The organism is Luteibacter sp. 9133 (genome assembly GCF_000800155.1).
Lineage (GTDB): Bacteria > Pseudomonadota > Gammaproteobacteria > Xanthomonadales > Rhodanobacteraceae > Luteibacter > Luteibacter mycovicinus.
This window is the reverse complement of record NZ_JUHO01000001.1, coordinates 2,897,667-2,910,082: the sequence shown is the minus strand read 5'-3', so window position 1 is coordinate 2,910,082 and position 12,416 is coordinate 2,897,667. Positions and strand designations below refer to the sequence as shown.

14 protein-coding genes and 1 pseudogene are annotated in these 12,416 nt (G+C 66.8%); 8 read left to right on the top strand and 7 right to left on the bottom strand.

Going from position 1 to position 12,416, the window contains the following annotated elements:
* Nucleotides 1-21 precede the first annotated feature (21 nt).
* Complete coding sequence (gene epmB, locus FA87_RS12660) at nt 22-1,047, bottom strand: EF-P beta-lysylation protein EpmB (protein WP_043694968.1); 1,026 nt, start codon at nt 1,045-1,047, stop codon at nt 22-24.
* Nucleotides 1,048-1,134: 87 nt separating this feature from the next.
* Here epmB and efp point away from each other — a divergent pair, with 87 nt between their 5' ends.
* From efp to folE2, 7 genes are all read left to right on the top strand, one after another.
* Nucleotides 1,135-1,713 carry an elongation factor P gene (efp, locus tag FA87_RS12655; protein WP_036111726.1) on the top strand — a complete coding sequence of 193 codons (579 nt, stop codon included), beginning with the start codon at nt 1,135-1,137 and terminating at the stop codon, nt 1,711-1,713.
* A gap of 120 nt (nt 1,714-1,833) precedes the next feature.
* Nucleotides 1,834-3,177, top strand: coding sequence for a TRZ/ATZ family hydrolase (locus tag FA87_RS12650; protein WP_036111728.1), 1,344 nt, complete (start codon nt 1,834-1,836; stop codon nt 3,175-3,177).
* On the top strand, nt 3,170-3,451 hold the full coding sequence (locus tag FA87_RS12645) for a YciI family protein (protein ID WP_036111730.1): 282 nt from the start codon (nt 3,170-3,172) through the stop codon (nt 3,449-3,451). The genes FA87_RS12650 and FA87_RS12645 overlap by 8 nt, the downstream gene beginning before the upstream one ends.
* Nucleotides 3,452-3,454: 3 nt before the next feature.
* Nucleotides 3,455-4,168, top strand: a complete 714-nt coding sequence (ubiG, locus tag FA87_RS12640; RefSeq protein ID WP_036111733.1) for a bifunctional 2-polyprenyl-6-hydroxyphenol methylase/3-demethylubiquinol 3-O-methyltransferase UbiG — start codon at nt 3,455-3,457, stop codon at nt 4,166-4,168.
* A complete protein-coding gene (locus FA87_RS12635; RefSeq protein WP_043694965.1) occupies nt 4,165-4,845 on the top strand; it encodes an HAD hydrolase-like protein in 681 nt (226 codons plus the stop codon). Before ubiG ends, FA87_RS12635 begins: the two co-directional genes overlap by 4 nt.
* Nucleotides 4,842-5,678: a squalene/phytoene synthase family protein gene (locus tag FA87_RS12630; RefSeq protein WP_043694962.1), complete on the top strand. Its 837-nt coding sequence runs from the start codon at nt 4,842-4,844 to the stop codon at nt 5,676-5,678. Before FA87_RS12635 ends, FA87_RS12630 begins: the two co-directional genes overlap by 4 nt.
* A 97-nt stretch (nt 5,679-5,775) precedes the next feature.
* A complete protein-coding gene (folE2, locus tag FA87_RS12625) occupies nt 5,776-6,699 on the top strand; it encodes a GTP cyclohydrolase FolE2 (RefSeq protein WP_043694959.1) in 924 nt (307 codons plus the stop codon).
* Nucleotides 6,700-6,821: 122 nt separating this feature from the next.
* Here the strand turns inward: folE2 and FA87_RS12620 are convergent.
* The 4 genes and pseudogenes from FA87_RS12620 to FA87_RS19975 form a co-directional block, all read right to left on the bottom strand.
* Nucleotides 6,822-7,571, bottom strand: a pseudogene (locus FA87_RS12620) (M23 family metallopeptidase); the annotation flags it as partial.
* A 38-nt stretch (nt 7,572-7,609) separates the two neighbouring features.
* Nucleotides 7,610-8,974, bottom strand: coding sequence for a dihydroorotase (locus FA87_RS12615; protein ID WP_036111748.1), 1,365 nt, complete (start codon nt 8,972-8,974; stop codon nt 7,610-7,612).
* Entirely contained in the window at nt 8,967-9,230 is a 264-nt protein-coding gene (yidD, locus tag FA87_RS20420; protein WP_239709171.1) for a membrane protein insertion efficiency factor YidD, read from the bottom strand. Before yidD ends, FA87_RS12615 begins: the two co-directional genes overlap by 8 nt.
* A gap of 73 nt (nt 9,231-9,303) precedes the next feature.
* Nucleotides 9,304-9,885: a hypothetical protein gene (locus FA87_RS19975; RefSeq protein ID WP_156128554.1), complete on the bottom strand. Its 582-nt coding sequence runs from the start codon at nt 9,883-9,885 to the stop codon at nt 9,304-9,306.
* Here FA87_RS19975 and dksA point away from each other — a divergent pair.
* Nucleotides 9,872-10,360 carry an RNA polymerase-binding protein DksA gene (gene dksA, locus FA87_RS12600; protein ID WP_079522918.1) on the top strand — a complete coding sequence of 163 codons (489 nt, stop codon included), beginning with the start codon at nt 9,872-9,874 and terminating at the stop codon, nt 10,358-10,360. The two genes, FA87_RS19975 and dksA, sit on opposite strands and share 14 nt — an antisense overlap.
* A gap of 184 nt (nt 10,361-10,544) precedes the next feature.
* Here the strand turns inward: dksA and FA87_RS12595 are convergent, their stop codons facing one another.
* Both FA87_RS12595 and cysS read right to left on the bottom strand, forming a co-directional pair.
* Nucleotides 10,545-10,976, bottom strand: coding sequence for a SufE family protein (locus FA87_RS12595; protein ID WP_043694953.1), 432 nt, complete (start codon nt 10,974-10,976; stop codon nt 10,545-10,547).
* On the bottom strand, nt 10,973-12,352 hold the full coding sequence (cysS, locus tag FA87_RS12590; RefSeq protein ID WP_043694950.1) for a cysteine--tRNA ligase: 1,380 nt from the start codon (nt 12,350-12,352) through the stop codon (nt 10,973-10,975). The genes FA87_RS12595 and cysS overlap by 4 nt, the downstream gene beginning before the upstream one ends.
* Nucleotides 12,353-12,416: the final 64 nt, after the last annotated feature.

The following is a 12,416-nucleotide window of genomic DNA, read 5'->3' as shown; positions in this document are numbered from 1 at the left end:
TCGTACCGGGTAGGGGACATACTAGCGCGCGAAATCGGCAATGGGGCGCTTCGAAGGGTCGCCCTGCAATTCACGCACGAGTTTTGGGACGAGGTACCCGGGGAGCCTTGCACGCAGGGCGTCGACGAGGCGCAGAGCCGTCTCATCGTCGACCTCGAAATGGGCGGCCCCCGCCACCTTGTCCAGCTGGTGCAGGTAATAGGGCAGCACCCCGGCGGCGAAGGACCGCTCACACAGGTCAGTGAGAATATCCGCATCGTCATTGATGCCGCGAAGCAGGACCGACTGGTTGAGCAGGGTGGTGCCAGCATCGCGAAGGCGCGCGCAGGCGGCATCGACCGAGGCGTCGAACTCGTTGGCGTGGTTGGCGTGCAGGACCACGACCTTCTGTAGCGGCAGGCTGGACAGCCAGGTCGTGAACTCGTCGTCCACCCGCTCCGGCAACACGACCGGCAGGCGCGTGTGGATGCGCAGGCGGATGACGTGAGGCATTTCCGCCAGGCCCCGGGTGAGTTCGGCGAGCTTGTGCGTGGCCAGTGACAGGGGATCGCCGCCGGACAGGATCAGCTCCCGGATCGACGGGTCGGCCTTCACATGCGTGAGCGCCTCCCGCCACTGGGCGGCGGCGGCGATTTCTTCTCCGTACGGGAAGTGCCGGCGAAAGCAGTACCGGCAATTGACCGCGCAGCTGCCGCTGGCGATCAGCAGGGCCCGTCCATCGTACTTGTGCAGCACCCCGTGGCCCGTCCGCGAGGCCATGTCGCCCACGGCGTCCACGGTAAAGCCCTCGGCCATATCGTGCTCGGCGCGGCGCGGGAGCACCTGGAGCAGGAGGGGGTCGCTGGCGTCCCCCTGACGCATCCGGGCCGCGAAACCGCGGGGCACACGCAGGGGAAACCCGGCGTCGTCGGGGGGCAGGAGGTCGGTGCGTGCGTCCAGGCCGACGGCCCGCAGGAGCTCGCCGGCGTCCGTGATGGCGTCCCGCCACAGCTCGCGCCAGCCCGGGGAAGGCGACGATAGGCGGGAAGTGGGGCTTGCGGTTATCATTGTGGACCTTGGATCGGGCGCTGTGGCCCGTGACAGACCCTATTTTAGCCGCCCAGCGGGGCGGATATAACTCTGGAGCAGATACAGATGGGCATGCTGGGCCTCAACGACGTCAAAACGGGCAAGAAGATCATCCACAACGGCGATCCCTGGATCATCACCGAAGCGGACTTCATCAAGCCGGGTAAGGGCCAGGCGTTTACCCGTATCCGTATCCGCAACCTCAAGGACGGTCGCACGACCGAGCAGACGCTCAAGTCGAGCGACTCGTACGAAGAGGCCGATGCCGTCGATACGGATGCCAGCTTCTCGTACGTCGAGGGCACCGGCAACGATCGCGAATGGATCTTCATGCAGAGCGAGACCTACGACCAGCACCGCGCCAGCCTGGCGGCGATGGGCGACGCGTGGAAGTGGCTCAAGGGCGACGAAGAGTGCGTCATCACCCTCTTCAACGGCAATATCATCGCCGTGCAGGCGCCGAAGTTCGTCGAGCTGAAGATCACCGAGACCGATCCGGGCGTCCGTGGCGATACCTCGGGCGGCGGCGGCAAGCCGGCCACGCTCGAGACCGGTGCCGTGGTCCGCGTGCCGCTGTTCGTCAATCAGGACGAAATCATCAAGGTCGATACCCGCACCGGCGAGTACGACAGCCGCGTCAAGTAAGGCACGGCGTCTGTTGGTCGAATCGGCACGGCTGCCTTCCAGGCGCCGTGCCGATTTGTTTATGGGGTTTGCGCCCGATATGTTCCAAGAGTCCTGGTACCCCGCATCCCTGAGGCAGAAATGACTTCCAGCCCCACACCGATCGACCTTCTTATCGAAGCCCGCTGGGTCGTTCCCATCGAGCCGCATGGCGTGGTCCTCGACGACCATGCCGTCGCAGTGCACGGCGGCGAGATCGTCGCGATCCTACCTGCCGACGAGGCCCGCGCGGCGTACGCGCCCGAAGAGCGCGTCATCCTCGAAGAACACGCGCTGATCCCCGGCCTGATCAACGCCCACACGCACAACCCCATGACTCTGCTGCGCGGTCTGGCCGACGACCTGCCGCTGATGACCTGGCTGCAGGAGCACATCTGGCCGGCCGAAGCGCGCGTGATGGGACACGACTTCATCCGTGACGGCGTGGAACTGGCCGTGGCCGAGATGATCCGCGGCGGCACCACCTGCGCCAACGAAAACTATTTCTTCCCCGACGTGATCGCCGCGACCTATCGCAAGATGGGCTTTCGCGCCGTCATCGGCCTGCCGGTCATCGATTTCCCGACGCCCTGGGCGAAGACCTCCGATGAATACTTCAGTCGCGCGGTCGAGGTCCACGATTCCCTGCAAGGCGAGCCGCTGCTGACCACGGCCTTCGTGCCGCACGCGCCGTATACGGTGTCGGACGAGAATTTCGAGCGCATCCGCGTGCTGTCCGACCAACTCGATATTCCGGTGCATCTGCATACGCACGAGACCGCGCAGGAAGTGGAGGAGGCCGTCGCGAAGGACGGCATGCGTCCGTTCGAACGCCTGCGTAAGCTCGGCATCGTCAACGAGCGGCTGGTCGCCGTGCACATGACCCAGCTCACCGATGGCGAGATCGCGGCGTGTGCCGCGGCGGGCGTGTCGGTCGTGCATTGTCCGGAGTCCAACCTCAAGCTGGCATCCGGCTTCTGCCCGGCGGAGAAGCTGCGCACCGCGGGCGTCAACGTCTGCATCGGCACCGATGGCTGCGCGTCCAACAACGATCTCGACATGTTCGGCGAGATGCGCACGGCGGCGATGCTGGCCAAGGCCGTCGCGCAGGACGCCGCGGCGTTCGACGCCGCCTTCGCGCTTCGCGCCGCGACGCTCAACGGCGCAAAGGCCATCGGCCTCGGCGACCGCGTCGGCTCCATCGAGCCGGGCAAGCGCGCCGACCTGACCGCGGTTCGCCTGGATGCCCTCGAGACGCAGCCGCTCTACCACGTGGCCTCGCAGCTCGTGTACGCCACCGGCCGTCATCAGGTGAGCGACGTGTGGATCGACGGCCAGCGCAAGCTCGTCGCCGGCGAGCTCGTCGGCATCGATACCGCCGCGATCCGCGAAAAAGCGCGTTTCTGGCGCCAGCGTATCGCCGCCGGGGATCAGCCCGATGAGTGAGGCGACCCACCTCTACCTCGTGATGGCGATGCGCAACCCGACCTTCCAGGCCGAGGCGGGGCAGGCGCACCAGACGTTCCTCGCCGGACTGATCGAGCGCGGCGAACTCGACATGACCGGCCCGTTCACGGACGGGTCCGGCGGAGCCTACCTGCTGCGTGCCGCCAGCCTCGACGAGGCGACACGCATCGCGCACGCCGACCCGTTGCACATCACCGGTTCTTCCACGCTCACCGTCCACGAATGGCGTTTCCGCCGTTTTCCGGAGGCTTGAATCATGCAAACCGAAACCACCGCCAACGTCAGTCCGGAAGAGATCGCCCGCTTCGAAAAGCTCGCTGCGCGCTGGTGGGATCCCGATGGTGAATCGCGCCCGCTGCACGACCTCAACCCGGTGCGTGCCGCGTATGTCGGTGGCCGTGCGAACCTGCGCGGCGCTAAGGTCGCCGACGTGGGCTGCGGTGGCGGATTGCTCAGCGAAGCGCTGGCGCGCGCGGGAGCCCATGTCACCGCGATCGATCTCGGCGCGAAGCTGATCGAGATTGCGAAGCTGCACCTCTTCGAGTCCAACCTTCAGGTCGATTATCGCGTGCAGTCGTCCGATGCCCTGGCCGCGGCCGAACCTGCCTCGTTCGACGTGGTCTGCTGCATGGAGATGATCGAGCACGTGCCCGATCCGCTGGTGCTGATCCGGGACCTCGCCGGCATGCTCAAGCCGGGCGGCCAGCTCTTTCTGTCGACGCTCAATCGCACGCCGGCCGCATTCGGCGCGGCGATCGTCGGCGCGGAATACCTCATGCGTCTGCTGCCGCGCGGTACGCATCACTACGCGCAGTTCCTCAAGCCGTCGGAAGTCGCGGGCATGCTGCGCCGCTTCGACCTCGAGCTCGAAGACCTGCGTGGCCTCGCTTACAACCCGCTCACGCGCAACGCGAGCCTGTCGTCCAATACGTCGGTGAACTACGTGCTGGCGGCGAGGAAGGTCGCGTGAGCGGACTGCCGTTCAAGCCGGAAGGTGTGTTCTTCGATCTGGATGGCACCTTGCTCGACAGCGCGCGCGATCTGTACGCCGCCGCCGTCGATCTGTGTGCGGAGCAGGGCGTGACGCCACCGTCTTACGACGACGTCCGCCCGGTGGTGTCGCGTGGATCGCGCGCGATCATCGCGGTGGCTTTTCCGGAGCTCGACGCCGACGCGATCATGCGGCTCGTGCCGCGTTACCTCGCGATCTACGAAGCGAACATGGCCCGCCACACGATTCCGTTCGACGGCGTCGAACCGCTGCTCGCCGGTATCGACGCGGCCGGTATCCGCTGGGGCGTCGTGACCAACAAGCCCGGGTTCCTGACGGATGCGCTGCTGCCTCAGGCGGTACCGCACTGGAAGCCCGCCGCGGTGGTCTCCGGCGATACGCTGCCGGTGAAGAAGCCCGACCCGGCGCCCGTATTGCACGCGTATGCGATCGCCGGCTGCGATCCCGCCCGTTCGGTGTTCGTCGGCGACGATCGTCGCGACATCCTCGCCGGCAGGGCGGCCGGGTCGTTCACCGTGGCGGTGCGCTGGGGCTACCTCGATGGTGGCGATCCCGACAGCTGGGGTGCGGACGCGGTCATCGATCACCCGGGCGAACTGGCCGCGCTGCTGGGCGTCGGGGAGGCGGTGGCGTGAGCGACGGCGCGACCCAGAGCTATATCGACAAGTGGCTGGCGGTGCAGCCGCAGCAGCGCATCGCGCTCGGTTTCGTCGACGAGCGCGTGCGGGATGAGCACGTGGCGCTTGCCGCCTTCGAACAGGAACTGATCGCGTCCGCTTACGGCATCCGCGAGCCGCAGGTGGCTGCGGCCAAGCTGCAGTGGTGGGCCGAAGAACTCTCCGGCGCGCCCGCCAGTGGCGGCCGGCATCCGCTGACCAAGCAACTGTTTGCGAGCGAGCGCGCGCGTCGTATACCTGCGTCGGTCTGGATTGCTCCCGTGCTGGCCGCGATGGCCCAGCTCGAGCAGGGCACCTCGTCGGACTTCGGCGCCCAGGTGACGGCGGCCAGCGGTCTGCATGGCGCGCTGGCGACGCTCGAAACCGCGTGGTGGTTCGGCCCTGATGCATCTGCCGAGGCGGCGTCACGGGTGGCCACGCTGTCGCACCTGGTCTTCGCGCTCTCGCGCCTGGAACTCGATGCGGAGCGCGAGCGCCTGCCGTTGCCGATGTCGCGCCTGGCGCGGCACAGCCTGTCGCGAGGTCAGCTGAAAGCCGATACGCCGGCCCGGCGCGACGCCATCCGCGCCCAGCTGACCGAACTCGCCGCCGGTCTGAAGGCCGCGCTGGCGCTGAATCAGCCGCTGAGCACCTTCCGCGGACTCGAGGGCCGTACGGCCCTGGCGACGGCCCGAGGCGCGGCCAAAGCCGCCGAACCGTTCGCCGAACTGCACCGTCGGCAGTCGCGCACGGGACCGGCGACGGCTCTGCGGGCCTGGCGCTCGGCCCGTCGCGCAGGTCGGTTGGGCTGAACGCACCGTTTCCCGGCACCCACCATTGAGCCCGTGAGTCGGGCCCCCATCTCGGCACGGTAGGCCGGATACGACTGGCCCCCTAGGATATTCCCCGATGTACATCCACGATTCCCCCACTCGCCTGCTGCCTGACGTCGCCTCTCAGGAACACGCGCTCGCCCTCGGTACGCTCGACTGGGTGGGTATGGACGGCATGGAAATGCCGGTCGCGTTCGATGCCGGCGACGGCGACGTGCGGTCCACCGGCGCCCGCGTCGGTGCCTTCGTCAATCTCACCAAAGCGGAGGCGCGCGGCATCCACATGTCACGCCTCTACCTGCTGGTCTCCGAGGCGCTATCGGCCGGACCGCTGACGATCGACGGCATCAGGCGTCTGCTGAACGACTTCCTGAGTTCGCATGAGGGGCTGTCGGACCACGCGCGGATCACGATCGGCTTCGACCACCTCGTCCGTCGCCATGCGTTGCGCAGCGACAACAGCGGCTGGCGCTCCTATCCGATCACGATCGATGCGACGCTCACGGGAGAGACCTTCCGCCTCGAGATCGTCACCGACGTGGTCTACTCGTCGACCTGTCCCGCCTCCGCCGCGCTGTCACGCCAGCTTATCCAGGACAATTTCGCCAGCACGTTCGCGGCCGGTCAGCCGCTGGACCGGGAAACGATCCTCGCCTGGCTGGGCACGGAGAAGGGCATCGTGGCGACCCCGCATGCCCAGCGCAGCACGGCTACGATCCGCGTGCGTCCCACCGGCGACGGCGTCTTCCCGCTGATCACGCTGATCGACAACGTGGAGGCCGCGCTCGGGACTCCCGTCCAGACGGCGGTCAAGCGTGCGGACGAGCAGGCGTTCGCACTGGCCAATGGCCAGAACCTGATGTTCTGCGAAGACGCCGCCCGTCGTATCCAGAAGACGCTGGAGGCCGACCGCAATGTCGCCGACTTCCACGTCCGCGTGGCCCATCATGAGAGCCTGCACCCGCACGACGCCGTGGCGTTTGCCAGCAAGGCGCGCTAGCGCCTTGCGTTGTAGGAGCGAGCCCTGCTCGCGAAGCTCTTTGCCCCGCCCGCGCAGACGCGCGCGAACGTCGGTCGCGAGCAGGGCTCGCTCCTACAATGGACGCGGCTACAGGCGACCTGTCAGTGAATCCCAGGCAGCAGCAACGGATCCAGCCGCGTCCCGAACCAGTTGAAGCCCCAGTGCACATGGGGTCCCGTCGCGCGTCCGGTCTTCCCGGCCGCACCGATGATCTGCCCCTGACGCACATGCTCACCGACCCGCACGTCGATCCGTGACAGGTGCAGGAAGTTCGACGACAGGCCGAAGCCGTGGTCGAGCAGCACGGTGCCGCCGGTGAGATAGAGATCCGGGCTGGCGAACGTGATGATGCCGTCCGCGGGTGCTTTCACCGGCGTGCCTTCAGGTACGGCGATGTCCATGCCCGAGTGCGGCGCCTTCGGGTCGCCGTTGTAGATGCGCTGATTGCCGAAACGCCCGCTGATACGACCCGTCACCGGCCAGATGAAGCCGTGGGCGAAGTCCTCGCGCGTATCGTCACGGTTACGTGCCGCGACCACCCCGGCCTGCTCGCGTTCGATGCGCGCCGCGATGTCCGGCGGCGGGTTCACCGTCTTCGGCGGCACACCCTCGACGCGCTCGATCGGCCAGTCGCGAGGGGTGACCTCGACCACCCGTTTCTCCGTGCCGACAGTGACGACGATGGGACCTTTCTCATCCCGTCCGGCACCGAAGACGAAGATGCCGTCGTCGCCGACATGCACGGGCTTGCCGGCGACGGTGACGTGAGAGCCCCGGGGCGCGTGGCCGATGACCAGCCCGCCCTGCGACACCGTCGAGGGCAGGTCGGGGACCGCGGCCGCGGCGGCCGCGGTCATCCACAGAGCGAGTGCAGCGCTTGCGATTTTCCTCATGCCTTGGCCGCACCACTCGCCGGTCGGTCGAACGTCAGGCGCTGGCCACGGACATCGCCGTCGACGGTCTTGCCGTCGAAAACACGCTGTCCATTGACGAAGGTCGACACGATGCTGCTCGAGAACGTCTCACCCTCGAACGGCGACCAGCCGCACTTCGAGAGAACTTCCTCGCGTGTCACCGTGTGCTTTTTCTTCGGGTCGACCAGGACCAGATCGGCCGCGTAGCCCTCGCGCAGGAAGCCGCGCTTCTCGACGTCGAACAGCTTGGCCGGTGCGTGACAAACCGCCTCGACCACACGCTCGAGCGTGAGCTTGCCTTCATGCACGCGCTCGAGAGCGGCCTGCAGCGCGAACTGCACGAGCGGCAGGCCCGACGGCGCCTTGTCGTACTTCTGTGCCTTTTCTTCCAGCAGATGCGGCGCGTGGTCGGTGGCCAGGACGTCGAGTCGGCCTTCGGCGAGAGCTTTGGTAATCGCGTCGCGATCGGCCTCGTCCTTGATCGCGGGGTTGCACTTGATGAAAGAACCCTTCGCGTCATAGTCGGCCTTGCCGCCGAAGTGCAGGAAGTGCACGCAGGTTTCCGCCGTGATGCGCTTGCCCTCGATCGGGCCCGGCTCGAACAGCGCCAGTTCGTCGGCCGTGGAGATATGCAGCACGTGCAGGCGGGTGTTGTGCTTTTTCGCCAGGGAAATCGCCAGACGGGTGGACTTGATGCAAGCCTCACGCGAGCGGATGTGCGGGTGCTCCCACATCGGGATATCGTCGCCGTACTGTTCGTGCGCCATGGCGAGGTTCTCGTCGATCATCGGCGTGTCTTCGCAGTGCGTGATGATCGGCACCGGGGTGTCGCGAAAGATACCGTCGAGGGTCTCCGGGTTATCCACCAGCATGTTGCCGGTCGACGCACCCATGAAAACCTTCACGCCGGGTGCGGCCTTCGGATCGAGCGCGCGGATCGCCTCGAGGTTGTCGTTACTGGCGCCCATGTAGAAGGCGTAGTTGACCACGGAGGACTTGGCGGCGAGCTCGTACTTGTATTCCAGCGAATCGCGGTCCAGTGCGGGCGGCTTGGTATTGGGCATTTCCATGAAGCTGGTGATGCCGCCTGCCGCGCAGGCGCGCGACTCGTGCGCCAGGTCAGCCTTCTGCGTGAGACCCGGCTCACGGAAGTGCACCTGATCGTCGATCATTCCGGGCAGCAGCCAGAGGCCCGTGGCGTCGATAACCTGTTCGTCACGTTCCGTTGCCAGATGCTGCGCAATCGTCGCGATTTTTCCGTCACGGACACGTAAGTCGGCGGTGAACCGGCGGCCTTCGTTGATCAGTTCGGCGTTCTTGATGAGCCAGGCATCAGTCATGGGTATCAGCTCCTTGGGCGCCACATCGGCGCAGGACGAATTGGTCGGGGACGGGGTCGTGGCCGCCTTCACACAGCGGCTGGCAGCGCAGGATGCGCCAGGTTCCCAGAACCGTGCCACGTGCCGGCCCGAAACGGGCTATGGCGACGCGGGCATAATCGGAACAGGATGGATGGAAGCGGCATCGGGCCCCAAGGAGGGGACTGAGCCACCGTTTGTAGAAGGAAATCAGGATTAAGAGGAGGCGGGTCACTATGAGTCCGGTGTCGACCGGCGTAAGCCAGAAGACAGTATCCCAGAAGAGAGGTTGCTGGGGTAACGCTTCTGGGCTATAACACCCCGCCGCCACGGCCACCGAGGTGAAGGATTATGGCGAAAAACGCTAGCAGTTCCGCAGCCGCCAAGGGCGCCGCCAAGAAGGGCGGCGCGGGCGACGTGAAGACGGCCAAAACGGTTGTGGCCGGGGTAAAGGCGGCCAAGGCGCCGGCGAAGAAGGCAGCGGTCAAGGCCGCGCCGGTGAAATCCGCCGCGCCCGCGAAAAAGGCCGTGGCGAAGACACCCGCCAAGGCCGCGCCCGTCAATAACGCCAAGCCGGCGGCAAAGGCGCCCGTTAAAACGGCGACAAAACCAGCGGCTTCCCATGCGGCTCCCGCCGCGACGAAATCCACCGCTCCCGCCGTAAGTAAGGCGGCAGCGGCCAAGACCAAGCCGACGCCGGCCAAGGCCGCGCCGGCTCCCGCTCCAACGCCGGCGGCGAAGTCATCCGCCCCGGCCCACGATGTACCGACGCCCGCCCAGGGCAGGACGGCATCGGCCGTTGCCGCTACACCGCCGCGGAGTGCCTCCGCGGTGGGTAGCGCTACCTCATCCAGTAACGAGAATTCCACGCACTCCAGCATGAACAGCACCACTTCCCACACCGCCGACAACGGCATCACGCGCGAAGACGGCCGCTATGCGCTGCCGGCTTCGACTGTCATCGACCTTCCGAAGGGTTACAAGCCGGGTCCCGACGAGGAGTACATGAGTCCTCGTCACCTGGCCTATTTCCGCAACAAGCTGAAGGACTGGCGCGACCAGCTGGTCGAAGAATCCCGCCAGACCATGGACAACCTCCGTGAGGAAGTCCGCGACGTGGGTGACGAAGCGGAGCGCGCCACGCGCGAGACCGAGAACTCGCTCGAGCTGCGCACCCGCGACCGCTACCGCAAGCTGATCTCCAAGATCGACAAGGCCCTGCGCCGGATCGAGGAAGGCCGCTACGGTTTCTGCGAAGAGACCGACGAGGAAATCGGCGTGGAGCGTCTCGACGCCCGCCCGATCGCCACGCTGACGCTCGATGCACAGGAGCGCCGCGAGCACCTGCAGAAGCAGATGGGCGACTGATCGCCTGTTTTGCCGCGGTCTAAAAAAACCCTCGCGAGCGATCGCGAGGGTTTTTTCTTGCCTGCTGTCGTAGGAGCGCGCCCTGCGCGTGAAAGGCATCGCGCGCAGGGCGCGCTCCTTCCGGTGACGTCAGCGCCGCGCGGCCGCGTGCAAGTCACGTCAGCGTCGCGCGGACGCGTACAGGTCACCCCAGCGTTGCGGCCGCGTAGGCCTTCAGTTTGACCAGCATCGCCGCCAGGCCATTCGACCGGGTGGGCGACAGATGCTTGGCCAGCCCGATGTCCTGGATGAAGCTCGGCTCGGTGTCCACGATCTCGCGGGCCGACCGGTCGGAGTACACGCGCAGCACCAGCGCGATGAGGCCCGAGACGATCGCCGAATCGCTGGCGGCGTCGAAATGCATCTTCGAGGCATCGCCCGAGGGAATCAGCCAGACCATGGACTGGCAGCCGTGGACCCGGTTCTCTTCCGTCTTGCGCTCATCGGGAAAGGCGGGCAGCTGGCGACCGAGGTCGATCAGGTACTGGTAGCGTTCCGTCCAGTCGCTGAAAAAGGCGAACTCTTCGGCGATGGCCGCCTGGGCCTCGAGGGCGGTGGATTCGATCGGCTCGCTCATGCTTTCACCACACTCCAGCGCGTGCCCTGTGCGCCGTCTTCAATGGCGATGCCCAGCTCCCTGAGCTGGTCGCGGATGGCGTCCGAGCGCGCGAAGTCCTTCGCGGCACGAGCCGCCCGGCGCTCCTCGAGCAAGGCCTCGATGGCGGCCTCGTCGATGCATTCACCCGGGTTGCCCTGACGGAACCAGGTTTCCGGGTCTTCCTGCAGCAAGCCGAGCAGGCCGGCGCCGCCCAGCAGCGCCGCCTTGGCGGCGGCACGCTCGCCGCCCGTGGCGCGGCGCGCCGCGTCGGCCAGCTGGGAGATCTCGGCCAGGGCCTGCGGGGTGTTGAGGTCGTCGCACAGGGCCGCTTCGACGGCCGCCGGCACGACCGCATCGCCGGCGTCGACATCCGCCATGTCGCGCAGGGCGCCGTACCAGCCGTCCAGCGTACGCACGGACTGGGTGAGTGCGCTTTCCGACCAGTCCAGCGGCTGGCGGTAGTGCCCGCGCAGGAGCATCAGGCGCAGCGCTTCGCCGGGGTGTCTGCCCAGCAGTTCGTGTAGCTGAAGCACGTTACCCAGCGACTTCGACATCTTGCGACCGTCGAAGGTCAGCATGCCGTTATGCAGCCAGTAGCGCGCAAAGGTCTTGCCGCCGTGCGCGCAGACGCTCTGGGCGATTTCGTTTTCGTGGTGCGGGAACGTCAGGTCGACGCCGCCGGCATGGATGTCGATGGTCTCACCCAGATGGGCTTCGCTCATGGCCGAGCACTCGATGTGCCAGCCCGGACGGCCACGGCCCCAGGGACTGTCCCAGCCGGGCAGGGTAGCGTCGGAGGGCTTCCAGAGCACGAAGTCACCGGGGCTCTTCTTGTAAGGGGCCACCTCGACGCGGGCGCCGGCGATCAGGTCCTCCGGGTCGCGACCGGAAAGGGCGCCATACTCGGCATACGACTCCACATGGAAGAGGACATGGCCCTCGGCCTCGTAGGCGTGGCCGGAGGCGATCAGGCGCTCGATCATCGCCACGATCTGTGGAATGTGGTCCGTGGCGTGGGGTTCGACGTCCGGCGCCGCGACGCCCAGCCGGGCCATGTCCTCACGATAGGCCTGAGTGAATCGCTCGGTGATCTGACCGATCGGCACGCCCGCGGCGGACGCGGCGGCGTTGATCTTGTCGTCGACGTCGGTGATGTTCCGCGCGTACACGAGATTCGGGTAGTGGCGGCGGATCAGCCGCGCCAGCACGTCGAACACGACCGGCGGCCGGGCATTGCCGATATGGATGTAGTTGTAGACGGTCGGCCCACAGACGTACATCGTCACCCGGTTCGGATCGATCGGGGTGAACGCCTCCGTGCGGCGCGACAAGGTGTTGTAGAGCGAGATCGGCATCTTGGATCCGTGGACGGGCGCGGCGGGCGGCCGGTCGCAGATAGTAACAAGCCCGCCGCCTTCC

Excerpts from the sequence above, each read along its gene's own strand:
- epmB (WP_043694968.1), bottom strand. The coding sequence starts at position 1,047 with ATGATAACCGCAAGCCCCACTTCCCGCCTATCGTCGCCTTCCCCGGGC.
- efp (WP_036111726.1), top strand. The coding sequence starts at position 1,135 with ATGGGCATGCTGGGCCTCAACGACGTCAAAACGGGCAAGAAGATCATC.
- FA87_RS12650 (WP_036111728.1), top strand. The coding sequence starts at position 1,834 with ATGACTTCCAGCCCCACACCGATCGACCTTCTTATCGAAGCCCGCTGG.
- FA87_RS12645 (WP_036111730.1), top strand. The coding sequence starts at position 3,170 with ATGAGTGAGGCGACCCACCTCTACCTCGTGATGGCGATGCGCAACCCG.
- ubiG (WP_036111733.1), top strand. The coding sequence starts at position 3,455 with ATGCAAACCGAAACCACCGCCAACGTCAGTCCGGAAGAGATCGCCCGC.
- folE2 (WP_043694959.1), top strand. The coding sequence starts at position 5,776 with ATGTACATCCACGATTCCCCCACTCGCCTGCTGCCTGACGTCGCCTCT.
- FA87_RS12615 (WP_036111748.1), bottom strand. The coding sequence starts at position 8,974 with ATGACTGATGCCTGGCTCATCAAGAACGCCGAACTGATCAACGAAGGC.
- dksA (WP_079522918.1), top strand. The coding sequence starts at position 9,872 with ATGAACAGCACCACTTCCCACACCGCCGACAACGGCATCACGCGCGAA.
- FA87_RS12595 (WP_043694953.1), bottom strand. The coding sequence starts at position 10,976 with ATGAGCGAGCCGATCGAATCCACCGCCCTCGAGGCCCAGGCGGCCATC.
- cysS (WP_043694950.1), bottom strand. The coding sequence starts at position 12,352 with ATGCCGATCTCGCTCTACAACACCTTGTCGCGCCGCACGGAGGCGTTC.